Below are 26994 nucleotides of genomic sequence, written 5' to 3'. Positions count from 1 at the left end.
GATACCTTATTCTGACGTTACAATCCCTGCTTTCCCCAAATTCAATTGTTCAACATTCGGGGTTCTTCCGGCGCCGTGTATGACTAAGTCAGCATTGAATTCATGCTCATGGTCAAACTTCTTAACGTTAAGTTTGTAGCCGCCGTCGTTTCTTTCTTGAATGGATAATACGTCTGTCCCGACATGAACATCAACCCCAAGGTCTTTTGTGATTTCAATAAGTTTATTCGTTATTTCGTGATCAAAGGATTCAAGAACATGCCTTCCGCGATGAAGAATTATGACGTCCTTACCTAAGCGTGCGCATAAATGGGCGAATTCAAAAGTGATATACCCTCCACCGACAAATAGGATTCGGTCCGGGAGGTCTTCTAATTCGAAAAAGTCATCACTTGTCACCAAGTGTTCAGCCCCTTCAATGGGCAGGTTGGACGGTTTTGCTCCTGTGGCAATGACAATCTTATTCCCTCTTAGGACTTGATCTCCGACTTGTACTTGATTCGCGTCAATGAATGTTGCGATGCCGTGATACGTCATAATCCCGCTTTTCTTAAATGAGTCTTCTACTTGTTCTGGAACAGGATCTGTGAAGGTTTCTTTAAATGCCTTCAAATCATTCCAGCTGAGGTTGACTTCGCCTTGGATGCCTATCCCTTGAGTTCGTTTCGCGTCATCGTAAATTTCTGAAATACCTACCAAGACTTTTTTAGGATCGCACCCCCGCTGAGGGCAAGTTCCGCCGTAAGGACGCTCATCAATAATCGCGACTTCCCACCCCTTCTTTCTAGCCGCTTTAGCTGCTGTCCCTCCTGCAGAACCAGTTCCTATCACAATCAAGTCGTATGTACCTGTCATATTCTCCATCCCTTTCTGTATTGAACTATTACATTTTACCCTGCCTTCTTATAAGGGAAACCTAGCCATCACTGAACGAAACCTTTGAAAAAGTGTGACAATTTCGTTATGTTCTATAGAAGGATAAATTTACTAAGAAGGGCTTGAGCTCAATGAATTTACATAGAACCCCTATAGCCGCCACTGATGCCGTACAAGCAGTCATGAAGCACAGAAAAAAGGGGAGGAAAGAAAATGTACCTTTAAGCGAATGTTTTGGACGGATTCTTGGCGAAGACCTGATCGCGACTCATCCAGTTCCTCCTTTTCATAAATCCCCTTACGACGGATTTGCTTTCAGATCACAAGATACAAAAGAATTATCCAGGGACCAACCTGGTCATTTCATCGTCAACGAAACCGTACCAGCGGGCCATAGAGCAGAACATTCTATCGAAAAAGGACAAGCGGTCAGAATCATGACGGGGGCAGAGATTCCTGATGGTGCAGACTGTGTTGCTATGTTTGAAATCTGCCAAACGTATGAAGAGGGGAATCGTTCCTATGTCACTCTGAAACGACCTTTACAACCAAACCAAAATATTATAGAAAAAGGGTCGGAAACGAAGGAAAAAGAGGTTCTTGTCGAGTCTGGTGCCTATATCAATCCTGGAGTACAGGCGCTGTTGGCTACATTTGGTTACGCCGAGCCCCTCGTATTTACGAAGCCTAAAATAGGGGTGTTTGCAACAGGAACTGAGCTATTAGATGTAGAGGAAGAGTTACAACCTGGTAAGATAAGGAATTCAAATGCGTTTATGATCTTGTCACAAATCGAACGTTCAGGTGGAAATGGCGTTTACTTAGGAAAGTTAGATGATGATTTTGAAACGTGCTACCAAGCTGTATCCAATGCTTTGGATCATGTGGATGCTTTGCTCACAACAGGTGGTGTTTCTGTAGGAGACTATGACTTGATGCCAGATATCTATCAAAAGCTTGAAGCAGATGTGCTGTTTAATAAAGTAGCAATGCGCCCGGGTAGTGTAACAACGGTGGCAAAAGTGGAAGATAAACTCCTCTTTGGTCTCTCTGGTAATCCATCTGCATGTTATGTAGGGTTTGAATTGTTCGCTTTCCCAATTATCCAATCATTCGTCGGTCGAAACCAAATGTATCATCAGCGCATAACAGCAACGCTCGGCAAAGATTTTAAAAAGCCTAACCCGTTCACACGTTTTGTCAGGGGGTTTATTTCCTATGAAAGAGGGAACGTGTACGTGTATCCGACAGGAATGGACAAATCAGCTGTCGTGAGTTCTCTTGCCAAAACAAATGTTCTTATTATGCTCCGCGGGGGGACAAGAGGGTATGAAAAAGGAGATGCCGTTGAAGCGATTATGCTTGATGATCAACAAAGGCAAGTAGAGTTTTAGAGAAAGAAAGGAGCGGCTAGCTTGGCTGAAACCATTGTAGATCAACTGAATCGACCGATGAGGGATTTGAGGATCTCGGTTATAGATAAATGTAATTTTCGTTGTACATATTGCATGCCTAAAGAAATTTTTGGAGACGATTACACGTTCATGTCTCAAGACCAATTGCTTAGCTTTGATGAAATCATAAAGCTTGTAGAGGTTTTTGCTCGTTTCGGCGTTGAAAAAATCCGGCTTACAGGCGGGGAGCCTCTGATGAGGAAAGACTTACATCTTTTGATAGAGCGTTTGCATAATATTAAGGGGATCAAGGATATAGCTGTTACGACAAATGCAATATTTCTTGTCAAACAAGCTAAAAAGCTTAAAGAGGCAGGACTCGACCGTGTAAATATAAGTTTGGATGCTATAGAGGACGAAGTATTTCAGCAGACGAACGGACGAGGGATCAAAACATCACCTGTGTTGAAGGGGATTGAAGCGGCCAGAGAGGCTGGTCTGAAAATTAAGGTTAATATGGTAGTTAAAAAAGGGATGAATGAGAATCAAATCCTACCTATGGCTGAGTATTTCAAAGGAACGGGAGATACATTGCGCTTCATCGAGTTTATGGACGTGGGGAATCATAACGGATGGAAAATGAATGAAGTGATATCGAAAAAGGATATTGTCAATATTATTGATACATCAATGCCCATTGAACCAGCAGATCCTTCGTATTTTGGTGAAGTAGCCTCAAAGTATCATTATAAAGACGGAAGTGGCGAGATTGGAATTATCTCTTCTGTTACAGATGCATTTTGTAGCAGTTGCACTCGAGTACGCTTATCTGCGGATGGTCAACTCTTTACATGTCTATTTGCATCCGATGGGTACGATTTGCGAGCTTTATTACGTTCCGGTCCATCAGTAGAAGAACTTGTTTCTGCAGTCAAAGAGATATGGACAGGTAGAAGGGATCAGTATTCTGTCGACCGAGCCAAGGGAAACCCTTTGCCAAAGAAGAAAATCGAGATGTCTTATATAGGTGGATAATCAATGTCCCAAGCCCTACACGATAGAGCTTGGGTTGCTTTTTTATGAGCATTGATACCCTATTTCTTTGCTCAACTGAATAAGGTCCTCTATAATGAAAAATAACACTATGGGTCCCTGGAGGTAGTTCAAATTGAAAACCTTTAAATTGATTTCCCTGGATATTGTCGAAGAAAAAAACGAAGACATTACTCAACGTAGAATTAAATTGCAGGATGGCTTGATTATCAATCGTGAAGATGACCATGGACGGTGGATTGTCGAGGCTTATGTTGATGCTAGTTACAAAGAATTTTTTGAATCAATGGTTACCAGTGAAGAGGATTTGATTATTCAAGTGAAAATCACAAAACAGAGCAACCAACCCGCTACTTTCTTTGTAAATGTCATTGATACTAATGAGATTGGTGATTCGATGAATGTTATTTTCATGGGTACAATGATTGACAGGCAAAGGGAACAGATTGAGAAAATTTTAAAAGCACTGATGGACGAGGGGTACCAGGGTGAAGAGCTGCTAGAAGAATTCAAAAAACGTGGGAGTCAATCTGACTCAAGAGCGTAGGATACATAAGAAAGTGACAAATTTCGATCAATCAAAGAAATTCATTAGTCATCCTGATATAATAGGAATGGTGATGAAGTATCGCAAAATTTACAAGATCAAAGGAGAAATACCATGTGGGTGAGGAAGAAAAGCCTACGTTGGCTTAATGAATTATCGCCATTTCAATTAATCGCGGTTTTCTATCTGTTTGCCGTCACGATTTCTTCCATCCTTATTGCTTTACCCGTGGCTCATAAACCAGGGGTTGATTTGAGCTTTGTAGACGTTCTGTTCACGGCAGTAAGTGCGGTCAGTGTCACTGGCCTTACAACTGTCCCTACGGCTGAAACATTCAGCACGATAGGGGTGTTTATTCTAGCTTTGGTTTTGCAATTTGGTGGTATCGGTGTCATGACTTTAGGAACATTAATCTGGCTTATGCTCGGAAAGAAAATTGGTCTGAAAGAACGTCGGTTGATCATGACTGACCAGAACCGAAATTCCTTCCAAGGAATGGTCAGTATGGTAAAGGAAATCGTTCTGGTTGTTTTATTGATTGAACTCCTCGGTTTTTTGACATTGGGGACGTATTTTTTACAATATTATGATCCTGGAGAGGCCTATTTGCAGGGGTTTTTTGGAACGATTAGTGCCATGACTAATGGTGGGTTCGACATTACTGGTCAATCTTTAATTCCATTTAAGGACGATTATTTCGTACAGTTCATTAATATGATTCTGATCATTGCAGGCGCCATCGGGTTCCCTGTATTAATAGAAGTAAAACAGTACTTATTCCATAATGACCAAGTGCAGACAATCCGTTTTTCCCTGTTTGCAAAGCTTACAAGTTTCACTTTCTTTGTTCTAGTGGTATTTGGAACAATCATGATTATTCTGCTCGAGTTCAACCATTTCTTCTCGGATAAGGCCTGGCATGAAGTGTTCTTCTATGCGCTATTCCAATCGGTCACAACAAGAAGTGGTGGGTTATCGACGATGGATATCAACCAATTCACTGAACAAACCCAATTGTTCATGTCTTCTTTAATGTTTATCGGCGCCTCTCCAAGCAGTGTGGGAGGTGGCATTCGGACAACCACTTTCGCACTTGTTGTCATCTTTATTTTGACTTTCGCGCGTGGGGGAAACCGAATTCGTATATTCAGACGAGAGGTTCATAATGAAGACTTGAATAGAGCTGTAGTTGTTACGATGATGGCACTATTTACCGTTTTTATTGCCATTCTTGCTCTATCAATAAGCGAGACCTTCACATTAAATGAAATCATATTTGAGGTAACGTCAGCGTTCGGAACAGTAGGGCTGTCGCTGGGTATCACGCCAGGTCTGACCGTCTTCGGGAAGTTCGTATTGATGTTGCTTATGTTCTTAGGGCGTATTGGGATTTTGACTTTCTTATTCACTTTCCAGGTGGATAAGCCAACAGGAAAATATCATTATCCTAAAGAAAGAATCATTATCGGTTAGTTTTAGGGGGATGGGTCATGTCGCATGCAAATTATAGAGAGCTTCCGATTCATGAGTGGCTATTCAAACATTTTCGAGATCCTTTAGTATTTATCAATCACGATGAGCAGGTTATTCGAGAGAATGAACCTGCTATTCATATGCTCGGAAAGATGGAAGGGGAGTCCATTCATGAATACATTCAGTTTGACTTATTGAAGGATCAAAAAGAAAGCCATCTATTGATGAAATTGAAAATGGGTACCGAGCGCTCATTTCGAGTAAGGTCTATCAAGATGGGGAATCGGGAAGACTTTCTTTATGCCCTAATCTTCCAGCCGGTTTCACTTGCTGAACAAAAGGGAGAAATTGAAAAGGTAGAAAAAGATTGGATGGCCGTTCGCTCTGAGGGAATGGTGATGCATGAAGAAGGACGAATAATAGATTGTGACAAGACCTTCGCCCGGATGTTCGGCTACGAACCGTGTGAATTAATCGATCGTGATGTTTTCCAATTAACGTCAGTGGAGAATCGTAGTAAATTATTAGACATGCTGCAGAATGAGTATGATCCTCCTTTTCCACTGAAGGGAGTAAAAAAAGATGGGAGTACGATCTTTTTAGAAATAATGGCTCATCCCCGTGCTCACGACCAACTTTTGCGCGTTGCTGTTGTTAAAGATGTTACAGAACGAGTACATAATGAAAAGAAAATTGAATTCATGTCTTATTACGATGAAGTGACTGACCTTCCTAATCGTATGTATTTCAATGAAATGCTTAATGAAGCCATCCATCAAGCAAAGATGACAGGTGAAAAATTAGCTGTTCATTTTATCGATATTGACTATTTTAAACAGATTAATGATACTCTTGGCTATTCCTTTGGGGATCTGCTATTAAAAGCATGTGCGTCCCGTTTAAAGCACACGAATGATGCCAATACTTTCGTTGCGCGAATGGGTGGTGACGAATTCCTCGTTCTTCAACGTAATGTCGCATCGAAAACGGAAGCTGAAGAACAGGCACAAGTAATGATCGATACATTCAAACAGCCTGTAAGTATTGAAGGGTATGATTTGTTCACAACGATTAGTGTTGGAATTAGTTTATTCCCATCTCACGGAACGACAGCAGATGATTTGATTAAGCAAGCGGATAGTGCCATGTACACTGTTAAAGAAAGTCAACGAAATAAGTACATGAGTTATGATTCATCCATGACCGAGAAGTTCGAAGCGATGTTGTCTGTTGAAACAGAACTGCGGAAAGCAATCAAGCAAGAACAGTTAGAGGTCCATTATCAACCTCAAAAAAGCATTATGACGGGAAAAGTGGTTGGGATGGAGGCGTTGATTCGTTGGCAACACCCGACAAAAGGGTTTATCCCTCCATCATCCTTTATTCCGATTGCCGAGAAAACAGGGCAAATTGTCGAGATAGGAGAATGGGTCATGAGGAAAGCTTGTTTTCAAAATAAACAATGGCAGAAGGATGGGTACGAGCCTGTCATCGTCGGAGTCAATTTATCAGCACTCCAATTTCATCAAAAGGACATCGTACAGCGTGTAAGGAAAATTTTAGATGAAACGGGACTCGATCCTTCATACTTAGAGCTAGAGATCACGGAAAGCATGGCTATGACCAATGAGGAATACATCATAAAAACGTTGAATGATTTGCGCCAATTAGGTGTTCATGTATCAATTGACGATTTTGGTACGGGTTACTCATCGTTAAAGTATTTGAGTCGGTTTCCGGTTAGTAAGTTGAAAATAGATAAAGCGTTCATAAACGAAAACCAAAAGCAAAATCAAGCCATTGTAAAATCGATCATCCATATGTCACATTCTTTAAATCTTAAAGTCATTGCAGAAGGAGTGGAAACGGTTGAGCAACTAAACTTCCTTCGCAAAGAACAATGTGATGAAATTCAAGGGTATTACTATAGCCGTCCTTTACCTCCAGAACAACTATCTGACATGTTCAGTAGACCGTATGTTCATTAAATTTGCATGAAATGATGTGGGCGGTATGGTAAGACATTCTCTTCTTGGTTAGTTAAGCACGACAAGTGGCATCCAAATAAAAAATGGAACGGCAAAAAAGACACAGATGATCTGTGTCTTTTTTTAAAAGCATAAATGATACGCTTTGCTATGAAGTAATGGTGAGCGAAAGATTATCTGGGCTTACCATTACATTTTAGAAACCGTGCTTCTGACCGTTTATTTTGCGGGTCAGAACTTGCATTCGATTTATTTCATACTTTAGCAATAAAATGCTGCACCAACAATAATTAGAAGAATGAACAGAACAACAATCAAAGCAAAGTTGTTGCCCATTCCGTAACCACCAACTCTTCCGCAACGTCGTCCGCCATAAGGATAGCCTCCGTACATAAGCTCACCTCCTGTTGTTTACATTGTCAGCGTATGCACAGAGGGGTAAACGTGTATAGACGTTCACCTAGTTCGTAAAAGATATGGGGGCAGCTTTCATGATTTTACTTCTTGAATACTCATGATTCGCCTCTTCCCGTTGATGATTTCTACAGTGGTCGATTTCTTCGCACCAGTGATTCAATTGGTTGGTTTGGTCTGTAGTATAGGATGAGAGAGCATGAGATGGGTAAAAGGGTCCGTACACCCGTTGTTTGGCATTCATTGATCCGGCCTCCTTGCAAGTATTATTCTCCGGTCCCTCAATTTTTATGATGATTGATTGTATTTAAAGAGAAGAGTAAGGTTATAAAAGCTAATATAGGGGTAAGTATTAGGACGGTGTCTTTTTTTATTTAGTGAGAGAAAGTGTCAGCACATTGACAAAGAGCTTTCATTAGTAATGCTACATATACCTTTTGTATAATATTTGTATAATAGATGGTCGTTGGGAAGGTGAAAGTAATGAAAAAAATTGCAGTTGTTGGTGCAGGACCTGGCGGGCTGTCTGCATCCATGATCTTAGCTTCAAAGGGATACGATGTTCAAGTTTACGAGAAGCAGGGTTATGTGGGCGGTAGAAATGGGCATTTTTCTTTAGGAGAATATACATTTGATATCGGTCCAACTTTCCTAAGTATGCCTCATATTATGGAAGAAATTTTTCAAATGGCTGGACGAGATGTTCATGATTATATGGATTTGATTGAATTGTCACCTATGTATGAGTTGCAGTTTGATGGGAAAAGAGTTCCTATGTTCAGAGATCGTAGAAAAATGTTGAATGTGATTCGTGAACACTTCCCCGGAAACGAAGTTGGTTATCAGCGTTTCATGAAAGAGACACGCGATAAAATGCAAGCTCTGCTCCCTTTACTCCAAACAAGACACCATAGAATGACGGACTATGTTAGTAAAAGAGCTCTGAGCGCTCTTCCGAAGTTGTCTTTAGGCAAATCCGTGTATGATGTTTTATCACAATATTTTGATGATGAGAAATTGAAGATCGCTTTTACATTTCAAGCGAAATACTTAGGCATGTCACCATGGGAATGCCCGGGTGCCTTTGCTATCCTCTCCTATATGGAGCATGAGTGGGGTGTGTTCCACCCTAGGGGTGGTGTGAACCAATTGTCAAAATCTATGGCTCGCGTCACGGAAGAACATGGAGGTCAGATCCATTTAAATAATGGCGTAAGTAAGGTGCACATAGAGAATAAAAAGGTAGTGGGCCTTCAGTTAGAGTCCGGCGAAGAAGTAGTAGCTGATGAGTACATCATTAATGCGGACTTTGCTCAAGCTATGAATCATTTGGTAGATGATACTCATTTAAAAAAATACAAATCAGACCGAATGGAAAAGAAGAAGTATTCTTGCTCTACTTTCATGATCTACGTCGGGCTCGATAAGAAATATGATATGCCTCACCATACCATCCTTTTTGCAGAAGATTACCGAAAAAATGTAAATGAGATGACGAAAGACCTAGTTTTGTCTGATGAACCATCCATTTACATTCATAATGCCAGTGTCACAGATGATACGCTGGCGCCTGAAGGGCATTCAGCTGTATATATTCTTGCGCCTGTACCTAATAATTATTCCGAAATAGATTGGGATGAGAAACAAGAGACCTTCAAGCAGTTGATCTATGATGAACTGGAGAAAAAGACAGGATTTTCCGATATTCGTGATCATATCGTAGTTGAGAAAGTTCTAACACCGAAACAGTGGCAAACCGATCATCATGTTCATAAAGGGGCAACGTTCAGCTTGGGCCATCAACTTTCTCAAATGATGTATTTCAGGCCACATAATCGATTTCAAGAACTTGAACACTGTTGGCTCGTAGGAGGAGGAACACATCCAGGAAGCGGCTTGCCGACCATTTTAGAATCTGCTCGTATCACGACTGGATGGATTCGTGAGAAGGAGGGACAGCCCACATGAACAAAAAGCAAACCGTGATTGTAGGTGGAGGCATCGGAGGGCTTGTCACTGCCTTATTGCTTTCAAAAGACAAGGATAGGCAGATTACGATTTTTGAGAAAGAAGATCACCTAGGAGGTCGCTTGACGTATGAGAGGCACGGTGAATACAAAATCGACCAAGGTCCAACGATTGTACTGCTGCCTGATATGCTGTTCGATATTTTAGAAGAAGGTGGCATGGACCGCTCTCAGTTTCCGGTAGTGAATTGCAACCCCTTATACGATGTGCATTTCACAGATGGGACGACTTTCACTAAATATTCGGAAAGAAATAAGCAGAAAGAAGAGCTTGCGGAAAAGTTTCCTGGACAGGAACAAGGATTCGACCACTTTCTCGCCGACATGAAAGTTCGTTTTCTCCAAGGGAAAGCCCAGTTCCTGGAGCAGTCTTTTGTCGATAAGTTGACGTTTTTCTCCGGAAAGAATTTAAAAACGTTGATTCGTTTAAGGGCTTATCAAAATGTGAAGCGAATGATGAGACGCTACTTCTCTGATGAGCGACTTGTCGAGGCGTATTCTCTACAGACCTTGTATATTGGGGGTCATCCCCAACAATCCCCCGCTATGTATTCATTAGTGTCTTATAGTGAACATGAGCATGGCATCTGGTATTTAAAAGGTGGATATGCTCACCTTGTTGAAATCATCGTCGAGGAATTGACTAGACGAGGTGTTATAATAGAAGTAGGAGCAAAAGTTGAACAGGTGCATACGGACCAAGACGTCGCTCATTCTATAACCGCTGACGGGACTATCCATAAAGCGGATGACATCATCTTAAATGGTGATTTTCCGACGATGGATCGATTGGTACCTAGTGAGCATCGTTTAAATAAAAAGTACGTTCCTTCATCTGGTTGTTTGCTGTTGTATATGGGGCTAGATAAGAATTATCCGAATCACTCTATTCACCAGTTCTTTATGTCATCTGATTTTGATACGCATATGAAACAAGTGTTTGAGACGAAGGAATTACCTAATGACCCATCGTTTTATACCTTCCATCCATCACTAGTTGACGATTCGCTTGCACCAGAGGGGAAGGGCGTTTTATATACGCTTATTCCAGTTCCGGCTGGTGAACAGGTGGATTGGAGTGCCAAAGAAGACTTGATTGAATATGTAATCGATCAGATGGAGAAACGAGGTTTTCCAGATTTGCGTAATCAAATTAATTGGATGAGCGTTAGAACCCCTGAACAAGCTCAGAAAGAAGGTCTTTATGCCGGAGGGAGTTTTGGGATTGCACCGACGCTTTTCCAGTCGGGTGTATTCAGACCGCAGCTCAGCCCGTATCCCTTGAAGAATTTATATGCTGTAGGAGCATCCATCCATCCTGGCGGAGGAGTACCGATCGTCATGCAAGGAGCGAAACTTCTAGCAAATCATTTGCAATATGGGGTGACAGAAAGGCATAATTACAAGCGAGGTGTTTAGTGATGACGGACTTAAATCAAGCCTATGATTATTGTAAAAAAATCATCGAACGACATTCAAAAACGTTCTCTAAAGCGTTTTCAATGTTACCTAAACAACAGAAGAAAGCCGTTTGGGCCATTTATGCTTTTTGTCGTCGTGCTGATGATATTGTCGATGAAGGAGAACATCCAAAAGAAGAGCTTGAACAATTCGCGCGTGAATTCGATTTATTTATGGAAGGTCAACTGATCTCAGATCATCCTTCATGGGTAGCTTTGGATGATGTGTTCAAGCAGTTCCCGATGGATGCGAAGCCTTTTTACGATATGATTGCAGGACAACGAATGGACTTATATCCAGAACCAATTAAAACGAAAGAGAACTTATTGGGTTATTGCTATCATGTAGCGAGTACGGTCGGCTTGATGCTCTTGCCGGTCATTGCTCCTGGTAAAGTGGCGATGTTACGGAAAGGTGCCATCGAGCTAGGTTATGCCATGCAAATCACTAACATTCTTCGTGATATAGGAGAAGACTTGGAAAGAGGCCGCATCTATCTTCCTAGTGATGTAATGGACGAACATAATTATACTGTAGTTGACTTGCAAGAAGGTCGGCGGAATGACTCATTCATTCAACTATGGGAAGACTTAGCAACGGATGCGGAGGAGTATTACGCAAGGGCATTGAAGACAATCTCTTATTATCCCATTTATTCGCAGGCTCCTGTAGGTGGGGCGGCGAAGATGTATCGTGCAATTATTCAATCTGTCAGAAAAAATGACTACCAAGTCTTTAACGAGCGAAATTTCGTCAGTGATCAAGAAAAGAAGCAGATTATTGCAGAGATGCAATAATCTGCTTCTTTTATTCTACGTGAACTAGTTTACCGAGGATTTTATTGGCAACATTTTGGCCACTTAAAACAACCATCGGTGAACCGCCCCCGGGATGAGTGCTTCCTCCACAAAAGTATAGGTTTTCGACATCTTTGGATTGATTGAATGGCCTCATGAATGCTTGCATCTTTCGGTTGGAAGATGGACCATAAAGGGACCCACGGAATGCCCCGAACTGGGTGGCGATTTCCTTTGGTGCCACCACTTTTTCATAAGCTAGGTGTTTCTCGAGAGGAATGCCGGCGTTTTCTAATTGATTATAAACCATTTGTTTGTAGGCTTGTTCATCAAGAGTATCATCTGTTTTGACTGCCGGAGCATTCACAAGAATAAAGCAATTGTCGCCTTTTGGTGACACATTCGGATCCGTTTTTGAAGACGTGCCAATGTAAATGGTAGGATCATCTGCGTACTGTCCTTTTTGAAGCTGCTTAAATTCTTTTTTATAATTATCTGAGAAGAATACATGATGATGATGAAGTTCTTCGATCTCTGTATCGAGTCCCGCCATGACAACGAATGCGGAGATGGATGGGTCCATTGCTTGGACTTTCTTATTTGTTAAAGAGGTTCTTGTAGACTCGGGAAGCAAGTCGGGTACGGCTTGTAACAAGTCTCCGTTAACGATCACAAGATCAGAATGATGGATGTCCCCATTTTCTAATTGGACACCTGTGGCTTTTCTATCCTTCGTAAGAATCTGAGTTACCTTTTGATTCTTATGTAACCTTGCCCCTTGGTTTCTAGCAGCTTTGACAAAGCTTTGGGCAATTTTCGTATTTCCGCCTTCTACATAATACACTCCGTCATTCAATTCTAAATGAGCGATCATAGCAAAGGTCGCCGGTGTGACGAACGGGCTAGAGCCTACGTATGTAGAATATCGATTCAAAGATCTCAGTACTTTGGTGTTGGAGAAATATTGCTTAAAAAATTGATCCATAGACTGGAACGGACGAACCTGTGCAAACCCTTTTGAAAGGGAAGGAGATAAGTAATCCCTCCACCCTGAAAATGTCCTGTGAAGAAAATGTTTTTTAGACAAACGATAAAGCCTCTCGACTTCTTGTAGGAAATCGTCGTAGTGCCGTTCGCCTTTTACATCCATCCCCAATAATTGTTCATGCATGTAAGCGCTGTGAGACGATAAATCAAACGTAGTCCCATCACTGAATTGATTACGGGTATGGTTTTCTAAGCGGATAAAGTTCAATTCATCGGATGGATTTAATTCGCCTTGGCTTACGACATCATTAAAAACCTCTGGCATTGTGATCGTATTTGGACCGAAATCAAAATGATAGCCTTGCTCGTCCACAGACATCATCTTTCCTCCGAAATGATCATTTTTTTCAAAAACATCTACTTCAACCCCGTGTTTAGCCAAGGTGACCGCTGCAGATAACCCTCCCAAACCGCCACCAACAATCGTTACCTTCATTCATATGACCGTCCTTTCCATTGGTAATTTTGCCCTCTTACGTGAACGAACATGGATGTAAACATGAGAGCGATCAATAACATCACAGAAATGGGGATAAAAAAAGAAAGCCACAACGGATGTCCGGTTCTTGCGTCTACGTACATTTTAAACGTCACGGTCAGTAGATAAGGAAGAAGATATAAGGCATTTTGCTCAGCAATGGCCACCCCCACATAAATAAAGGGAAGGATAAAAGCCAACGAATAGAAAAGGGATAGGAACAGTACCATCCAAGATGAACGCCCGAGACCTGAAAAAATGTTCTTTTTAAAACCCTCCCACGTCTCCTTAGAAGAGTCATACATAAAGGAGAGTACAGAAGGTGTTATATTCGCAAGCAGCATTTTATATCCATTTTTCTTAACTTCCCTTGCAATGTGAACATCTTCAACAAGGGAGTTCCTTACAGATTCATGGCCACCAATCGCTTTGTAAGCTTCCTTTTCAATCATGATGAAAATCCCACAGGCTGCTGTGAACGTGGGTTTCTTGGTCGTGTTAGCCACCATTAACGGCAAATGAAGTTGAACGACCATGTGCTGTAAAGGAACAAGCATGTGACTTAAAAAATGGCGGTTCGGATAATGCGGGAAGCCGCTAAGCATTGAGGCCCCATGTTTCTTCATCGTGGCTAGTGTCCGTTCAATGATTTTTGGTGCGACCCGTGCATCGGCGTCTAGGAAAAGGTAATAATCGCCAGATGCTTGACTAGCCAGTTGATGACAAGCATGAACTTTTCCGTTCCAACCTTCAGGTAACGCTTTTCCTTGAATGATTCGGAAGCGATTGTCGCCTTCGATTTGTCGGGAAAGTAGGTTATATGTATCGTCTTCCGAATGATCGTCTAATAATATCACTTCAAGATTCTCGTAAGTCAGTTGTTTAAGTGAAGCAATCAATCCTTGTACGTTTTCTTGTTCGTTGCGTAACGGAACGAGCAACGAGACAGAAGGTGATTCATGCAACTTGGGAGAACGAACGAGAGGGAAGAGGAACAGGCTATTGATCACAGTCCATACATTTAAGCTAACTGTAACGATTAATATAATTTGAAATAACGTCATATCGCACCCTCCTTTAAGAATGGTGGTCTTTTATAGAAATAAATGTGCTCAAATCTTCTTGTACAATCGATTCGCGTAGTTCGTCTAGCTGTCGAGTAGCTATCTTTTCAAAATGCTTCATTGTTTCTTTTCGACTCTTGAACTTATACGAATCTTTGTCGATTATTGGACCAATTCGAACATAAGCATTAGGTTTTCTCGTATGCTCTAAACTATAGTAGAGTGAAATCGGAACAACCTGTACGTCCGGACACTGATCAGTAAGAAAAGCTGGTCCAGAGAAGAATTGAAGCGGCCTTTTCTCAAGGTGTTGTTCTTCTCCTTGAGGGAAGATCCAAACCGTTTTATCATGCTCTAGTAACTCTACAGAGTAATGAAGTGACTCCATTAAGTGACGTCGATCAGAGCTGTCAATAGAATAACCACCTATCGTCTTGAAGAAAGGGTGCCGGCGTAGTCCATCTTCATGCATCATGGCATATCCGTCGGACTGAACGACTTGATTATTAAGGTGGAAGATCAGCAAGGGGTCCCACCACGTTGAATGGTTGATTAAAAATAACGTTTTTTTATTAGGTGGGTATCGATCGTCTTTCCATAAATAGATGTTCTCAAAGTGGTGATGCAGAAACAAACGGTTGAATCGTGTAAAACCCCATTCCATCAATTTATTTTTTCTTGCTCGTATCATCCATAGACCTCCTTGCGAAATAGAGCAGATACCAGATCGCTGTAAGGATTGTTACGAGTACCACAGCAAAATAGAGCTTGCCAATAAGAGCGATTAAGCAGAACATTCCAATGATTAGACCAAATACAAGGGCCAGTCGCTTTTCCCAAACAGATGAAGAAGATCGCTTCTGTGGTGATAGAATAGCGAAGGTAATATGGAATACTGCAGCGACCACAAACCATCCTATAAAGTTCGATAACGGGATATCATAATAGATGCCAGGCTCCATCCAAATCCAATACTCTTTTATTTTATAGGAAACAGGATCTAAAATGAGATCCATCGTAACAGCCAATAAACTTCCGAGTAAGATGAAGCGACTAGCAGATAAAAGAGAATAGTGTCCTTTCGAAATGACACGACTGATTTCATGAGAGCACCCTATGATCAATAGCCATGCAAAACCGATTGTAATCGGAGTATCAAACAGTTTGAAACCAAAATTGCTCGTATATTCGTAAGAACCAAATAAAAAGTTATACTCTACGCCTAAATGCTCGACAAAAATGCTGCCGACAATAATCCAAATACTATAACTAACTCCGAATCGGGCGCCGTACATGGAAATGAAATAAAGAGCACTAACTAAACCTGCCGTGATGAGAAATACACTGTTAGCCCATTCCAACCAAGGAGGAATAAAGTCGAACGTCAATAATAAAACGCCACATATGTACCAAAAAATAAAGAAACGATAAATAGCTGTCATGAGAACCTCCTTTACTCTATTGTATCTAAGCAGACACTTATTGTATATTGTGAGCTCCTTCATCATAATACCTCTGTACTTATTCCATTAAACCAGCGGGTGAGGCAGAGTTATGATTTTGACAAAATAGGGAATTTCTAAATAGAATAAACACATTTTAGTAAGCAGAGTGCAAGTTTTTTTGCTAAAATGAAAGAGACGAGGGGGTGAAACCATGGAAATGATTATGTGGTTTGTTTGTGTGATTATTGGTGTAGGATTGATTGCAATGAATATCCTGGACAAAGGTTAATATATACTTAACTCCATTAAACCCGTGTACGTGAAGTTCGATATAGCTGTTTCAGCTGTTTCGAACTTTTTTATGGAGAATAAGTTTTGATCTGGAAATGAACTTGCTTTATATTGAAATATTTGGAATGATTTAAATGGAATGGCAAGTTGATAAAAGATCAGATTAATGAATTCTCTTGAGGTGGAAATGATGAATGATACCATAGCAGGTGTATTAAATGAAAACATCGAGAAAAATTCTTTCAGTGGTGTCCTATCGGTTTATCGAGACAAACATCAGGTGTTTGAAAGGGCTGTAGGAGATCGGAACAAAGCAGAGATGCTACGGAATAGAATCGATACCAGGTTCGGAATTGCCTCTGGGTGCAAAATATTCACAGCTATAGCTATTGCTCAATTGGTCGATCGAGGGAAGGTTACGTTTCAGTCAAAACTCATAGACGTCCTTCCGATCGAATTTGATCATTTCGATGAGCACATAACAATCCACCATTTGTTAACCCATACGTCAGGAATTCCTGATTATTTTGATGAGGAGACGATGGATGACTTTGAAGCTTTATGGAAAGAGCGACCAGTCTATCTCATGAAAAATGGAGAAGACTTCTTGCCGTTCTTTCAAAAAGAAAAGATGAAAGGGAAGCCAGGGAAAGCTTTTCAATATAACAATGCTGGTTTCATCTTATTGGGATTAGTAGTTGAACATCTGAGCGGTCAAAGGTTTACAGACTACATACAATCTTCTATCTTTCAGCCGGCTGGGATGATGGACTCAGGTTATTTTTCTATGGATGCTCTTCCGTTTAACACGGCTTATGGGTATATCCAAAAAGAAGGTGAAATGCGAACGAACATTTTCTCAGTCCCGATTCAAGGTGGGGCGGACGGGGGTGCTTTCGTATCAGCGAGAGATATGCACCTTTTTTGGGATGCGTTATTACAGTTTAAACTGATCAGTAAGTCGATGACCGAGATGGTCTTGCACTCTCATCAAACCGTGAATGAAACGGTGGATTACGGGTACGGGGTTTGGATGAAAACGTCGGAAAATGCGTTTCTCAAGTACTATATCATGGGCTATGATCCAGGAGTTAGTTTTCACTCAGCCTATTATCCTAAGTTTGGAACGACATTAGTCGTTGGCTCAAATTAAAGTGAAGGTCCATTTGAGATTGTTCAAGCTTTTGAAAAGCATATCCAACTAAATGGAGTATGAATGTTTGTACGAGAAAAGCCGTCTTAGGATTGCCACTCCATAGACGGCTTTTTCTTATTTTCTAGCTACTTGAGATTATTTCTTTATGTCAATCTCCGAATAGAAAGTGGAGGTTAAAAACCCCCACCGATTATTCTTACTTTATTTGGTTAGTCCCCATTCCGTAAATGGGTATATGACAAGTTCTGTTCGACCAATGATCTCGTTCTCCTCAATAAAACCTAACCCATTTCGGCTATCTTTACTGATTGAACGGTTATCACCCATAACAAAGTACTTTCCCTCTGGCACTTCAACGGGACCGAAATCTCTCGTACTTTCTGTTGCGCCATTGTCTAAATAATCTTGATTTTGCTCTTCACCATTAATAAAAAGGGTATGATTACGAATCTCTATTGTATCGCCAGGTTGACCGATAATCCGTTTGACATAACTCTTAACCGGACGTTCAATAATGACGATGTCTCCATGTTCAGGTTCATCAATATAGTAAATGATTTTATTAAACATCACTCGCTCACCATTCTCTAACGTAGGGTCCATACTTGCGCCTTCTACAATTGATGTAGCGAAGAAAAATGTTCGTAATATAAAGGCTAACGCAATGGCTATGGCAATCGCTTTGATCCACTCTAACCACTCATTCTTTGATTGTTCTGACAATCTAAACCTTCCTTTCTCGATGAACAAAATTCGATGATGTCCATTCTCTACTTATTTTACCATATCTGTATCAAAAAAAAAGTAAACATCCATCGCTTTTACAAACTTGACATGAAAGGTCATTTGGCTTTCAATTTGTTTAGGAAGAATTCTCAATAGGGGAACAAACATTCTTTTTATCCTGTATAGGTTATGGTATAATAGAATCATTATAGGCTTAGGAGTGAGGCAAATGAGCGAAGCTCTTACAAGCGAAATCGAACACCTACGTAAACGGATGGTGGAAGTCGCCCTTGAACATGGCTTTGCTAGTGAAGAATCGGTAGAACTCAGCCAGAAGTTAGATACCTTGCTAAACCAGATGCAAATAAAACAATCATCTTAAACACCCATGGACATCATAGTGACCATGGGTGTTTGTTTTGTATGGAAGAAGAGCTGATTCGTTCATTTTGAGCTATGGTGATAATGAACCAATAAGAAACGTTCTAGACGGTCCAGTCCTTCTTTCAAGGTGTCCATACTGTAAGCGTAAGAAAGACGCATGAATCCTTCGCCTTGATTCGAAAAGGCATCACCTGGTACGAGGGCAACCCCGGCTTCGTCCACAAGCTTAACGGCTAAATCAAACGTAGATAACCCCTCAATAGAAAGGGAAGGAAAAACATAAAAAGCCCCATCGGGTTTTATGTAGGAGATTCCCATTCGGTCTAGTCGTTCAAGAACATATTCTTTCCTTTTTGAATACTCCTCTCTCATCATCCTTGATTCTGTTTCTCCATTCGTAAGCGCCTCAAGAGCTGCATACTGACTAACAGACGTTGCGCATGACACGTTGTACTGATGAGCTTTTAATAAGTGCTTACTCAACCACTGAGGCGCAAGCACATATCCGATTCTCCATCCAGTCATCGCATGCGACTTCGATACGCCATTAATGACGATGATATGATCTCTAGCCTCTTTAAATTTTGCCACAGAAGTATGAGCACCCTCATAAACCAATTCACTATATATTTCATCTGCAATGAGGAAGATTTTGTGTTTTTTGATCAGCTTCGCAATTTCCGCTAGTTCTTCTTCATTCAGCGATACTCCTGTTGGGTTCGAAGGATAAGGAAGAATCACAGCTTTGGTAGATGGAGAAATGTACGGCTCAATGGATGCTGCTGTCATTTTGAACCCTAGTTTGGATGTATCTACATGCACTGGAATACCACCCGCTAACTTTATAAGGGGTTCATAGCCTGGATACACGGGACCAGGGAGGATCACTTCATCTCCTGCTTCAATGATGGTTCTAAGAGAAATATCGATTGCTTGAGATGCTCCGACCGTTACGATAATTTCGTCAGCGGGATTATAAGATAGTTGGTAGTGTTTGAATACATAGGTGGAGATGGCGTGACGTAATTCCATGATCCCGGCATTGTGAGTATAAGTGGTTTCATTGTTATGAATAGCCTGAATGCCAGCTTGTTTGATAGCGGCCGGTGTTGGAAAGTCTGGCTGGCCTATGGTTAATGAAATGACATCTTTATAATCACTTACCATGTTGAAAAATTTTCGTATGCCTGATATTTCAATGTTTTTGAGTCGTGGGTTGATTTTGTTTTCCAAGAGTGTTCCCTCCATGTAAATCAAATTTAACAAAATGTTCAAATAATTCTGATGTCTGACTTGTTGAATTCTGTTATGATGTGTCATGTAAGCCAGAAAGAAAGGAGTTAAATGAAATGAGACCTCAACGTATTTCATTTGAACATTTGGTGGATCGAAATAAGCAACAGCTATTGAAAGATGATAAAGCTATTGAAAAAATTGAGAAACAGATCGACGATAAACACACAAGAAAAACCGATTCTGCATCTTTGGTAAACTGATCATATCATAGTCAAAAAGCAACCGCCTACCTGGTTGCTTTTTTATCTTTCATTGTTCAATAGAGGATTTAATTCCCATTTGTTTATTTATCCGACTTAAATGTGTTTATAATAAATAGAAAGAGACAGGAGGGAAAATATGCAGAACACAGGATTGATATTAGAAGGCGGAGGGATGCGAGGTGCTTATACAGCAGGAGTACTCGATTATTTTCTTGATGAAGGAATTCACTTCCCCTTCGTGACCGGTGCATCTGCAGGTGCTTGTAATGGAAGTTCTTATGTTGCTAAGCAACGCGGGCGAAATTATGAAGTGATTGTTGAATATGGAGACCACCCTGAATACATATCTTACAAAAGAATGTTGACACACAAGCAGTTATTCGGTATGGATTTTTTGTTCGACAAGTTACCTAACCATTTGGTTCCTTTCGATTATGAATCTTTTGAAAATCGATCGTCAACGTTTGTAGTTGCAACGACAAATATGAGAACAGGTGAACCTATGTTTCATAAGGAATTTCCAGATCGCGATTCGTTACTCAAGGTTATGCGGGCCTCTAGTTCACTTCCGATGGTCGCTCCGAGTATCTCCTATCAAGGTAATGAATTGATGGATGGAGGGATTGCGGACCCTGTTCCGTTTCAGTCCTCATTAGATCACGGAAATCAGAAACACGTGGTGGTGTTAACTAGGAATGAAGGATATGTTAAAAAGAAGATGAAGCTTGGTTGGTATTTCAACCGCAAGTATCGTCAATATCCTCTGTTTGCAAAAGCTTTATTGAATCGACACTTGAAATATAATCATCAGACGACTCGGTTGAAGCGAATGGAACAGGAAGGATCCGCTTTTGTACTTCGTCCTCTTGAGCCGCTTCGTGTCAGCAGGATTGAAAGAAATCGAGATCGTCTACACGTTCTGTATGAGCAAGGCTATCAAGAAGCGAGAGAACAAGAGAAATCGTTGCAATCGTTTTTACAGTCTTAAGAGGGGGCGGTGAAATATGACGATAAGTAGGGATCTGACGAATGCTATCGTATGCGTGTATGAAGCAAACAGGAATGACACGAATCGGGAACGAATGGAAGCTTATATGAAAAACCACTTTTCCTTCTTTGGAATCAAAGCTCCCGAACAGAAAAAGTTACTCACTCCAATCTTGAAAGAATACAAGACAATTTCTGAACCAGAGCGTTTTGAGACGGCTCGTTTACTATTTCAGCAGAATGAACGTGAATGTCACTATGCAGCTTTGACATTATTGGAAAAAGGGATGAAGAAAATGCCTGAATACGCCATCGATGTCTATAAAGAACTGCTCGTAACGAATTCTTGGTGGGATACCGTTGATATGATTGCTGCTAAATTATGCGGTCACTACTTTCTCACCTATCCATCTAAGCTCGAACCTGTTACAAAAAAGTGGAGACAGTCCGACAACCTTTGGGTGCGAAGGTCTAGCGTCTTACACCAACTCAAGTATAAAGAACAGACACAGGAAGAATTACTCTTTGACACAGTACGTGTCTTAAAAGATGAGAGAGAGTTTTTCATCGAAAAAGCGATTGGTTGGGCATTGAGGGAGTACAGTAAAACGGATGCTGATGCCGTCCAAACATTCCTCGCCACAACGGATGTCCGCCCGCTCAGCAGACGTGAGGGGCTGAAGTGGGTGAAAAACAATGGACTCCTAAAAGTCTAATGTTTACGAACCATTCCTTTTGTTCATAATGGAAATACCTTAAAAAAAAGGAGTGGGGCAGTGTGAGTGACTGGTTCGACTTTTCAGTTTTCGACAAAATGGTAGGGCTGGTAGATGCCGATCTGTTACAAATATTCGGAATAAAGCCGGTGCATATGCAGTTCGTTCTTGTTTTTACGTTGATGTTGTCGCTCATGTGGGTGGTCCGTCCAATTGTAGAATGGTTGATGATCAAGCATTGGGCCATGATTGGAAGCTATGTATTGGCATCATTAGTGGCGTTGGTTTTTTTGCAAGTGGTTGACCGATATGCCATGGTGCAGAACCAATCGGCCCTGCCTCCTGATTTTTGGCCGGTCTGCTTACTAGCTATCAGCGGTTATGGTGTTGCATATACCCTCGTTGCTTTGGGAGGGAGAGCGTGGAAGCGGTTGTCGAAACGCTCTAAAAAGCGCGCAGCTTAATGCTGAAACCTTTCGTTTCTCTATGCGTATAGTATAGAGAGAGGGGGGCGTTCAACGTGGAGCTACCGATTGTGTTATTGTTTTTCTTATTATTTGGGGGTGTCTTACTCCTATTAAACGTGATCACGAGTGTATGGGCTTATAGGGATGCAAAACATAAGGGCAAAAGTGCCCTTTATTGTCTCGTTGTACTGATTGGTACGTTGTTTTTCCCTGTGGGTGGATTGATTATATATGCGATTATACGTAACGATTGAGGACGACTGCTCTTAAGCCAGTCGTCTTTTGTTTGTTTTTCAATTCGTACAGTGATGTTCTTAGGAGGGTAGAGGAAACGACGCACTTTTCCCGATCAAGTCATGCTAAAATAAATACAGTTCATGTCGATATAAAGGACGTATCTTAATTTAGGAAGGACGATGTCCATGGATAAAAATCAAGGCATTTTACTTGAGAGTGGTACCAACGAGTTGGAGATTGTCGAATTCGGAGTAGGTAAAAACCGCTTCGGTATTAATGTGATAAAAGTAAAAGAAATTCTTAACCCGCAACCTGTCACAAAGATTCCGCATTCTCACTCAGCTGTAGAGGGGATTATTGAGATTCGAGGAGAAGTGGTGCCCGTTGTAGATGTGGCCCATGCACTCGGTTTTGACCAATCCGAAAATCCGGATCAGGATAAATTCATCTTATCAGAATTTAATCAAACAAAAATTGTATTTCATGTACATACTGTGACTCAAATTCACCGCATTTCATGGGAGCAAATCGAAAAGCCAAGCAAGATGTACCAAGGGCTAGAAACGCAAATTACCGGCGTCATCAAAATGGATAGTGATATGTTGCTTCTCTTAGACTTTGAAAAAATTGTCGCCGACATTAATCCGGAGACCAGTCTGCACGTTGACCAGTTGAGAGAGCTGGGAGAGAGAGAGCGTTCCAATAAGCGGATTCTTATCGCTGAAGATTCAGGTTTGCTTCGTGCTTTACTGCAAGAAACGCTAGAAGAGGCAGGATATTCACAAACGTTCCTTTGTGAAGATGGTAAAGAGGCGTATGATCACTTGAAGGGACTTGCCGATGAAGGTAAACGGGTGGAAGATGAATTCCAAATGGTTATTACAGATATCGAGATGCCACGTATGGATGGCCATCATTTCACTAGACTTCTGAAAGATGATTCAAACTTGTCATCGTTGCCAGTGGTCATTTTCTCTTCACTTATCACAAACGAACTTCGTCACAAAGGAGAACAAGTTGGAGCGGATGCCCAAGTATCCAAGCCGGAGATCGTGGAACTTGTACGCTTAATCGATCATCATATTCTCTAACAAAAAAAGCCGCATTTCGCGGCTTTTTTCATTTCTTCTGCAAGGTTGCATATAGGGCATCGTGCCATTCGTAAGCGTGTTTTGAAAGCTCTTCCGGCCCCTGGCTCATGGGGGATGCCTCTTTGATGATTTGTTGCTCCCGTTCTGTTAAATGCTCAAAGGATGAGCGCATTTCAGTTGTGTATTCCATGTATTTGTGTAAGTGATAGAGAAAGTCATCCATAGGACTCATCGTCATCTCAATCATCCTCCTTTTGGTCACCTTTCCTTTTTTATGTTTTTTTCAAACATAAGAGAACACATTGACCATTGAAGAAGGATCAGCGTCTTCGCCTGCGTTGATTCCAAGGTCCACCGGTTCTCTGGCCTAGTAAACTTGGCTGGGGTTTCGATTGGAAAGTGTGCGTTTGCTTGTCTTTTGGATAGTCCCAGTCTAAGTAGTGATACAAAGTCCGTTTCGCTTTTGAGAGGGAGAGCTTAGGCTTAGGGTTCCGGAACGCCTGGTCTACTTTACCTAAATGTTTCAATTGATCGAAGTCTTGTTTATTCGCAGGGACGTGGAAGTAATACCCGCCAACTTCAATGAGTAGAGTAGAGTGCTGCTGGCTTAGTTTGGGATGATCAGAAAAGTGGAGGCCGATTTTTTGCGCGCGATTTTCCTGAAGAAGTTTATTGATGGTATGTTTCTTTATTTCATACAAATGTTTCGGTTGAGGTGCGGTCTTAGCGTGGCGGTTGACAATGAATAAGGACTCCGCTAGCTCTTGGTTACTGCTTGTCTGATTCCTCATGTGTCGTCTCCTTTCTATACCGATTGTACTTCTATACTAGAATGTTTTAATTGGAATTGCAAAAATTTACATTGAAGAAACGAGTTGTTCGTCATTCCTTCAATGCCTTTATGTCTTCAATGATTTTGTTCATACTATCGGCCTTCGTTCCTGAGTAGCTTTTGATCACTTCACCCTCAGGATTAATTAAGTAGAAGCTAGTTCCATGAGCGAATTGATCCGTATCTTCTAGTTGTTTTAAAGGGGATTGGAAGGATTTTATCGAGAATTCTTTGATTTCTTTAAATGTGTACCCCGTTAAAAAACTCCACTGATCATAGTCTGGTTGATAAGGCTCAGAAAATTCTTTTAACTTAGAAGGAGAATCATTTTCCGGATCCACTGTGAAAGACATGAGTGGGATGGACAGCTTTTCTTGCTTAAGAAGCTGTTGCAGTCTAGCCATATTCCCTGTCATGGGTGGACAGACTGTTTCACAGTTTGTAAAGATGAAGTCCACGATCCAATAACTTCCTTCAAGGTCACTCGGCAACTGGACTTGTTCTCCCTCTTGATTGACTGCTGAAAGAGCGTGCACGTCACGCGACATATTTTCCTGTATGGGTGAGCCGCAAGCGGATAGGATGACCAGTATCACGGTCCCCATCATTAACAATCTATATTTCATCATCTACATCCCTCGTTTATCTATATACCCTAAGTTTAACACGTTCCTACAAACCCTTTCTTTCCTTCAATAGATTGTCACAAAACTGTTAGACCTTTGCAAGCTGAAGGTGAAAAACCGATATTTCAGGTCGGCAAAGAAATCGATAAGGGAGTCGGGTCGTTCCAAGACCCCGGCTGACAAAAAGGTCTAGATTCTTCAACTTATAATGACCTTCTACATATTTCTCTGCCATCGGGGGAGTGACAAGGTATCCGAACACAGGGAGTTGAATTTGACCTCCGTGGCTATGACCAGATAGCTGTATATCAATGGGGTAAGACTGGTAGTGATCGGCACCGTCCGGTTCATGAACCAATAGGATAGTGAACAGGGAAGGAACAACACCGGTCAAAGCTTTCGGTAAGTCAGGTTGTCCGAGTAGAACATCGTCTAGGCCGACCAGTACGAATTGTGAGTCTCCCTTATGAATGCGCACGTGATTATTCTGAAGTAACGTAAAGCCACCGTCTTTCATGACTTGATGGATTTTTTCGGTGCCGTACCCTCCGTGATCATGATTGCCATAAATCCAATATTTCCCGTATGGTGCGTGAAGTTTATTTAGTAAAGACGGCAAATCCGGATCGAATGGGTACATGTGCGGCTTGTCGACAAGATCGCCAGTGAAGACAATGATATCAGGATTTTGCTGGTTGATTGTTTGAATTGTACGTTGTAACTGTGTTAAATCGTAATGAAACCCTATATGTGTATCCGAAAACTGCACGATTTTGAATGATTCAAAAGCTTCGGGTATAGATGGATGGTGAATGGAGTGGTGATTGACGGTAAGCATTTCTGGTTCTAAATATCGTGCGTAGTAGTAACTGAATCCACTTACACCGAACACACCGATAACGCTTCGCGCGATATTTTTGATGAAAGTCCTTCGAGTGATCGCCATATATGTATGCACTCTCCTCTGAATACTTTTGCAATTATAACATGTTGAATGGAAAGAAATATGATGATTTCTGTCAGTCTTTTTCAATTTTCTCAAAAAATGAACAGGAATTCATTTTTTTATGTTGAATCTAAACTATAGAAGAATAGGAGGCGTTATACATGAAGAATGAAGTCGTAATCGTTACAGGTGGATCAAGTGGCATGGGGTTGCACATGGCTAAGCGTTTTCTTGAAGAGGGTGCAAGAGTCGCAATCACTGGAAGAAATGAAGAGAAGCTGGAAAAAGCCAAGCAACAAATAGCCGAAGGAAAAGAAGATAATCTTTTACTGGTTCCGATGGATGTGAGAAAGGTAGAGGACGTGGATCAAATGGTTAGAACGACTGTGGCTACGTTTGGACAAATTGACCATCTTGTGAATAATGCAGCTGGTAATTTCATTGCACCGGCTGAGAAACTAAGTGCGAATGGATGGAATTCTGTCATTAATATCGTTCTGAATGGTACGTTTTACTGCAGTCAAGCGGTAGGGAACTATTGGATTGAGAATGAGAGAAAGGGATCGATTTTGAACATGGTAGCTACATATGCGTGGAATGCGGGAGCAGGGGTGATTCATTCTGCCTCAGCTAAAGCCGGAGTATTAGCGATGACGCGGACGTTAGCTGTCGAATGGGGAACAAAATATGGTATCCGCGCTAATGCGATTGCGCCTGGGCCGATCGAGCGTACAGGGGGAGCGGATAAATTGTTCGAATCGGAACAAGCAGCGAAGCGAACGCTGCAATCGGTGCCGCTTGGACGATTAGGAACACCGGAAGAGATTGCCGGGTTAGCTCGCTTCATTCTTTCTGAAGAAGCGGCGTATATGAATGGGGAGGTCGTTACGTTGGATGGGGGACAATGGTTGAACAAGTTTCCCTTTTAATTCGTATTCACGATCACTTATGATAAAAGCGTCAGACTGAAGA

Annotated in this window: 30 protein-coding genes; 17 read left to right on the top strand and 13 right to left on the bottom strand. The window is 41.3% G+C overall.

Annotation, left to right across the window (positions count from 1 at the left end; all coding sequences use genetic code 11):
- Window positions 1-6: 6 nt before the first annotated feature.
- The gene (locus tag H0266_RS05625; RefSeq protein ID WP_181471383.1) at window positions 7-864 is read right to left on the bottom strand and encodes an FAD-dependent oxidoreductase; all 858 of its coding nucleotides are present in this window, start codon (window positions 862-864) and stop codon (window positions 7-9) included.
- A gap of 143 nt (window positions 865-1007) precedes the next feature.
- Between H0266_RS05625 and H0266_RS05620 the strand changes: the two genes are divergently transcribed.
- The 5 genes from H0266_RS05620 to H0266_RS05600 all read left to right on the top strand — a co-directional run bounded on the left by H0266_RS05620 (window position 1008) and on the right by H0266_RS05600 (window position 7331).
- Window positions 1008-2270: a molybdopterin molybdotransferase MoeA gene (locus H0266_RS05620; RefSeq protein WP_181471382.1), complete on the top strand. Its 1263-nt coding sequence runs from the start codon at window positions 1008-1010 to the stop codon at window positions 2268-2270.
- A gap of 21 nt (window positions 2271-2291) precedes the next feature.
- Window positions 2292-3305, top strand: coding sequence for a GTP 3',8-cyclase MoaA (gene moaA / locus H0266_RS05615; protein WP_181471381.1), 1014 nt, complete (start codon window positions 2292-2294; stop codon window positions 3303-3305).
- Window positions 3306-3438: 133 nt separating this feature from the next.
- The gene (locus H0266_RS05610; protein ID WP_181471380.1) at window positions 3439-3870 is read left to right on the top strand and encodes a YwpF-like family protein; all 432 of its coding nucleotides are present in this window, start codon (window positions 3439-3441) and stop codon (window positions 3868-3870) included.
- Between the two features lie 114 nt (window positions 3871-3984).
- Window positions 3985-5343, top strand: a complete 1359-nt coding sequence (locus H0266_RS05605) for a TrkH family potassium uptake protein (RefSeq protein WP_181471379.1) — start codon at window positions 3985-3987, stop codon at window positions 5341-5343.
- A 17-nt stretch (window positions 5344-5360) separates the two neighbouring features.
- Entirely contained in the window at window positions 5361-7331 is a 1971-nt protein-coding gene (locus H0266_RS05600; RefSeq protein WP_181471378.1) for an EAL domain-containing protein, read from the top strand.
- A gap of 261 nt (window positions 7332-7592) precedes the next feature.
- Here the strand turns inward: H0266_RS05600 and H0266_RS05595 are convergent, their stop codons facing one another.
- Window positions 7593-7724 (bottom strand): YjcZ family sporulation protein, encoded by a 132-nt coding sequence (locus tag H0266_RS05595; protein ID WP_181471377.1) that lies wholly within the window; start codon window positions 7722-7724, stop codon window positions 7593-7595.
- A 67-nt stretch (window positions 7725-7791) separates the two neighbouring features.
- Complete coding sequence (locus H0266_RS05590) at window positions 7792-7989, bottom strand: hypothetical protein (RefSeq protein WP_181471376.1); 198 nt, start codon at window positions 7987-7989, stop codon at window positions 7792-7794.
- A gap of 239 nt (window positions 7990-8228) precedes the next feature.
- Between H0266_RS05590 and H0266_RS05585 the strand changes: the two genes are divergently transcribed.
- Genes H0266_RS05585 through H0266_RS05575 form a run of 3 tightly spaced genes read left to right on the top strand, consistent with a single transcriptional unit; the run spans window position 8229 to window position 12030 of the window.
- Complete coding sequence (locus H0266_RS05585; protein WP_181471375.1) at window positions 8229-9713, top strand: phytoene desaturase family protein; 1485 nt, start codon at window positions 8229-8231, stop codon at window positions 9711-9713.
- Window positions 9710-11191 carry a phytoene desaturase family protein gene (locus H0266_RS05580; RefSeq protein WP_181471374.1) on the top strand — a complete coding sequence of 494 codons (1482 nt, stop codon included), beginning with the start codon at window positions 9710-9712 and terminating at the stop codon, window positions 11189-11191. Before H0266_RS05585 ends, H0266_RS05580 begins: the two co-directional genes overlap by 4 nt.
- Window positions 11192-11193: 2 nt before the next feature.
- Entirely contained in the window at window positions 11194-12030 is an 837-nt protein-coding gene (locus tag H0266_RS05575) for a phytoene/squalene synthase family protein (protein ID WP_181471373.1), read from the top strand.
- A 10-nt stretch (window positions 12031-12040) separates the two neighbouring features.
- On the opposite strand, the gene H0266_RS05570 is transcribed toward H0266_RS05575, so the two are convergent.
- The 4 genes from H0266_RS05570 to H0266_RS05555 are packed head-to-tail and all read right to left on the bottom strand — an operon-like array spanning window position 12041 to window position 16061.
- Window positions 12041-13513, bottom strand: coding sequence for a phytoene desaturase family protein (locus H0266_RS05570; RefSeq protein WP_181471372.1), 1473 nt, complete (start codon window positions 13511-13513; stop codon window positions 12041-12043).
- On the bottom strand, window positions 13510-14619 hold the full coding sequence (locus H0266_RS05565; RefSeq protein WP_181471371.1) for a glycosyltransferase family 2 protein: 1110 nt from the start codon (window positions 14617-14619) through the stop codon (window positions 13510-13512). The genes H0266_RS05570 and H0266_RS05565 overlap by 4 nt, the downstream gene beginning before the upstream one ends.
- Before the next feature lie 13 nt (window positions 14620-14632).
- The gene (locus H0266_RS05560; RefSeq protein ID WP_181471370.1) at window positions 14633-15310 is read right to left on the bottom strand and encodes a lysophospholipid acyltransferase family protein; all 678 of its coding nucleotides are present in this window, start codon (window positions 15308-15310) and stop codon (window positions 14633-14635) included.
- Entirely contained in the window at window positions 15288-16061 is a 774-nt protein-coding gene (locus H0266_RS05555) for a carotenoid biosynthesis protein (protein WP_246363637.1), read from the bottom strand. Before H0266_RS05555 ends, H0266_RS05560 begins: the two co-directional genes overlap by 23 nt.
- A gap of 484 nt (window positions 16062-16545) precedes the next feature.
- Between H0266_RS05555 and H0266_RS05550 the strand changes: the two genes are divergently transcribed.
- On the top strand, window positions 16546-17508 hold the full coding sequence (locus H0266_RS05550) for a serine hydrolase domain-containing protein (protein ID WP_246363636.1): 963 nt from the start codon (window positions 16546-16548) through the stop codon (window positions 17506-17508).
- A 204-nt stretch (window positions 17509-17712) separates the two neighbouring features.
- On the opposite strand, the gene lepB is transcribed toward H0266_RS05550, so the two are convergent.
- Window positions 17713-18234 carry a signal peptidase I gene (gene lepB, locus H0266_RS05545; RefSeq protein ID WP_181471368.1) on the bottom strand — a complete coding sequence of 174 codons (522 nt, stop codon included), beginning with the start codon at window positions 18232-18234 and terminating at the stop codon, window positions 17713-17715.
- Between the two features lie 232 nt (window positions 18235-18466).
- On the opposite strand from lepB, the gene H0266_RS05540 reads away from it, so the two are divergent.
- Window positions 18467-18619, top strand: coding sequence for an aspartyl-phosphate phosphatase Spo0E family protein (locus tag H0266_RS05540; protein WP_181471367.1), 153 nt, complete (start codon window positions 18467-18469; stop codon window positions 18617-18619).
- A gap of 62 nt (window positions 18620-18681) precedes the next feature.
- Here H0266_RS05540 and H0266_RS05535 read toward each other — a convergent pair whose 3' ends face one another.
- Window positions 18682-19854 (bottom strand): aminotransferase A, encoded by a 1173-nt coding sequence (locus H0266_RS05535; RefSeq protein WP_181471366.1) that lies wholly within the window; start codon window positions 19852-19854, stop codon window positions 18682-18684.
- Window positions 19855-19970: 116 nt separating this feature from the next.
- Here H0266_RS05535 and H0266_RS05530 point away from each other — a divergent pair, with 116 nt between their 5' ends.
- The 6 genes from H0266_RS05530 (at window position 19971) to H0266_RS05505 (ending at window position 23618) form a co-directional block, all read left to right on the top strand.
- Complete coding sequence (locus H0266_RS05530; protein WP_181471365.1) at window positions 19971-20117, top strand: FbpB family small basic protein; 147 nt, start codon at window positions 19971-19973, stop codon at window positions 20115-20117.
- Between the two features lie 139 nt (window positions 20118-20256).
- Window positions 20257-21108 carry a patatin-like phospholipase family protein gene (locus tag H0266_RS05525; protein WP_181471364.1) on the top strand — a complete coding sequence of 284 codons (852 nt, stop codon included), beginning with the start codon at window positions 20257-20259 and terminating at the stop codon, window positions 21106-21108.
- A gap of 16 nt (window positions 21109-21124) precedes the next feature.
- Window positions 21125-21823: a DNA alkylation repair protein gene (locus tag H0266_RS05520; RefSeq protein WP_181471363.1), complete on the top strand. Its 699-nt coding sequence runs from the start codon at window positions 21125-21127 to the stop codon at window positions 21821-21823.
- A 62-nt stretch (window positions 21824-21885) separates the two neighbouring features.
- The gene (locus H0266_RS05515) at window positions 21886-22287 is read left to right on the top strand and encodes a hypothetical protein (protein ID WP_181471362.1); all 402 of its coding nucleotides are present in this window, start codon (window positions 21886-21888) and stop codon (window positions 22285-22287) included.
- A 56-nt stretch (window positions 22288-22343) separates the two neighbouring features.
- Window positions 22344-22544: a hypothetical protein gene (locus H0266_RS05510; protein ID WP_181471361.1), complete on the top strand. Its 201-nt coding sequence runs from the start codon at window positions 22344-22346 to the stop codon at window positions 22542-22544.
- A 168-nt stretch (window positions 22545-22712) separates the two neighbouring features.
- Window positions 22713-23618, top strand: a complete 906-nt coding sequence (locus H0266_RS05505) for a chemotaxis protein (RefSeq protein ID WP_181471360.1) — start codon at window positions 22713-22715, stop codon at window positions 23616-23618.
- 28 nt (window positions 23619-23646) lie between these two features.
- Here H0266_RS05505 and H0266_RS05500 read toward each other — a convergent pair whose 3' ends face one another.
- The 4 genes from H0266_RS05500 to H0266_RS05485 form a co-directional block, all read right to left on the bottom strand.
- Entirely contained in the window at window positions 23647-23856 is a 210-nt protein-coding gene (locus tag H0266_RS05500) for a hypothetical protein (protein WP_246363633.1), read from the bottom strand.
- Window positions 23857-23938: 82 nt separating this feature from the next.
- On the bottom strand, window positions 23939-24409 hold the full coding sequence (locus H0266_RS05495) for a YkyB family protein (protein ID WP_181471358.1): 471 nt from the start codon (window positions 24407-24409) through the stop codon (window positions 23939-23941).
- A gap of 91 nt (window positions 24410-24500) precedes the next feature.
- The gene (locus H0266_RS05490) at window positions 24501-25079 is read right to left on the bottom strand and encodes an SCO family protein (protein WP_246363630.1); all 579 of its coding nucleotides are present in this window, start codon (window positions 25077-25079) and stop codon (window positions 24501-24503) included.
- Between the two features lie 85 nt (window positions 25080-25164).
- Complete coding sequence (locus H0266_RS05485) at window positions 25165-26022, bottom strand: metallophosphoesterase (protein ID WP_181471357.1); 858 nt, start codon at window positions 26020-26022, stop codon at window positions 25165-25167.
- 161 nt (window positions 26023-26183) lie between these two features.
- Here H0266_RS05485 and fadH point away from each other — a divergent pair, with 161 nt between their 5' ends.
- The gene (fadH, locus tag H0266_RS05480; protein ID WP_181471356.1) at window positions 26184-26951 is read left to right on the top strand and encodes a 2,4-dienoyl-CoA reductase; all 768 of its coding nucleotides are present in this window, start codon (window positions 26184-26186) and stop codon (window positions 26949-26951) included.
- Window positions 26952-26994: the final 43 nt, after the last annotated feature.

This window comes from Halobacillus locisalis (assembly GCF_013694105.1).
GTDB lineage: Bacteria > Bacillota > Bacilli > Bacillales > Halobacillaceae > Halobacillus > Halobacillus locisalis.
The sequence above is the reverse complement of the archived record's forward strand: the minus strand, read 5'-3'. Positions and strand labels throughout refer to the sequence as shown.

Coding starts and splice junctions, on each gene's coding strand:
- fadH (WP_181471356.1), top strand. CDS start 26,184: ATGAAGAATGAAGTCGTAATCGTTACAGGTGGATCAAGTGGCATGGGG.
- H0266_RS05625 (WP_181471383.1), bottom strand. CDS start 864: ATGGAGAATATGACAGGTACATACGACTTGATTGTGATAGGAACTGGT.
- H0266_RS05595 (WP_181471377.1), bottom strand. CDS start 7,724: ATGTACGGAGGCTATCCTTATGGCGGACGACGTTGCGGAAGAGTTGGT.
- H0266_RS05525 (WP_181471364.1), top strand. CDS start 20,257: ATGCAGAACACAGGATTGATATTAGAAGGCGGAGGGATGCGAGGTGCT.
- H0266_RS05500 (WP_246363633.1), bottom strand. CDS start 23,856: ATGACGATGAGTCCTATGGATGACTTTCTCTATCACTTACACAAATAC.
- H0266_RS05555 (WP_246363637.1), bottom strand. CDS start 16,061: ATGACAGCTATTTATCGTTTCTTTATTTTTTGGTACATATGTGGCGTT.
- H0266_RS05530 (WP_181471365.1), top strand. CDS start 19,971: ATGAGACCTCAACGTATTTCATTTGAACATTTGGTGGATCGAAATAAG.
- H0266_RS05575 (WP_181471373.1), top strand. CDS start 11,194: ATGACGGACTTAAATCAAGCCTATGATTATTGTAAAAAAATCATCGAA.
- H0266_RS05490 (WP_246363630.1), bottom strand. CDS start 25,079: ATGATGAAATATAGATTGTTAATGATGGGGACCGTGATACTGGTCATC.
- H0266_RS05520 (WP_181471363.1), top strand. CDS start 21,125: ATGACGATAAGTAGGGATCTGACGAATGCTATCGTATGCGTGTATGAA.
- H0266_RS05620 (WP_181471382.1), top strand. CDS start 1,008: ATGAATTTACATAGAACCCCTATAGCCGCCACTGATGCCGTACAAGCA.
- H0266_RS05585 (WP_181471375.1), top strand. CDS start 8,229: ATGAAAAAAATTGCAGTTGTTGGTGCAGGACCTGGCGGGCTGTCTGCA.
- H0266_RS05605 (WP_181471379.1), top strand. CDS start 3,985: ATGTGGGTGAGGAAGAAAAGCCTACGTTGGCTTAATGAATTATCGCCA.
- H0266_RS05495 (WP_181471358.1), bottom strand. CDS start 24,409: ATGAGGAATCAGACAAGCAGTAACCAAGAGCTAGCGGAGTCCTTATTC.
- H0266_RS05570 (WP_181471372.1), bottom strand. CDS start 13,513: ATGAAGGTAACGATTGTTGGTGGCGGTTTGGGAGGGTTATCTGCAGCG.
- H0266_RS05550 (WP_246363636.1), top strand. CDS start 16,546: ATGAATGATACCATAGCAGGTGTATTAAATGAAAACATCGAGAAAAAT.
- H0266_RS05565 (WP_181471371.1), bottom strand. CDS start 14,619: ATGACGTTATTTCAAATTATATTAATCGTTACAGTTAGCTTAAATGTA.
- H0266_RS05580 (WP_181471374.1), top strand. CDS start 9,710: ATGAACAAAAAGCAAACCGTGATTGTAGGTGGAGGCATCGGAGGGCTT.
- H0266_RS05485 (WP_181471357.1), bottom strand. CDS start 26,022: ATGGCGATCACTCGAAGGACTTTCATCAAAAATATCGCGCGAAGCGTT.
- H0266_RS05600 (WP_181471378.1), top strand. CDS start 5,361: ATGTCGCATGCAAATTATAGAGAGCTTCCGATTCATGAGTGGCTATTC.
- H0266_RS05590 (WP_181471376.1), bottom strand. CDS start 7,989: ATGAATGCCAAACAACGGGTGTACGGACCCTTTTACCCATCTCATGCT.
- H0266_RS05560 (WP_181471370.1), bottom strand. CDS start 15,310: ATGATACGAGCAAGAAAAAATAAATTGATGGAATGGGGTTTTACACGA.
- H0266_RS05505 (WP_181471360.1), top strand. CDS start 22,713: ATGGATAAAAATCAAGGCATTTTACTTGAGAGTGGTACCAACGAGTTG.
- H0266_RS05540 (WP_181471367.1), top strand. CDS start 18,467: ATGAGCGAAGCTCTTACAAGCGAAATCGAACACCTACGTAAACGGATG.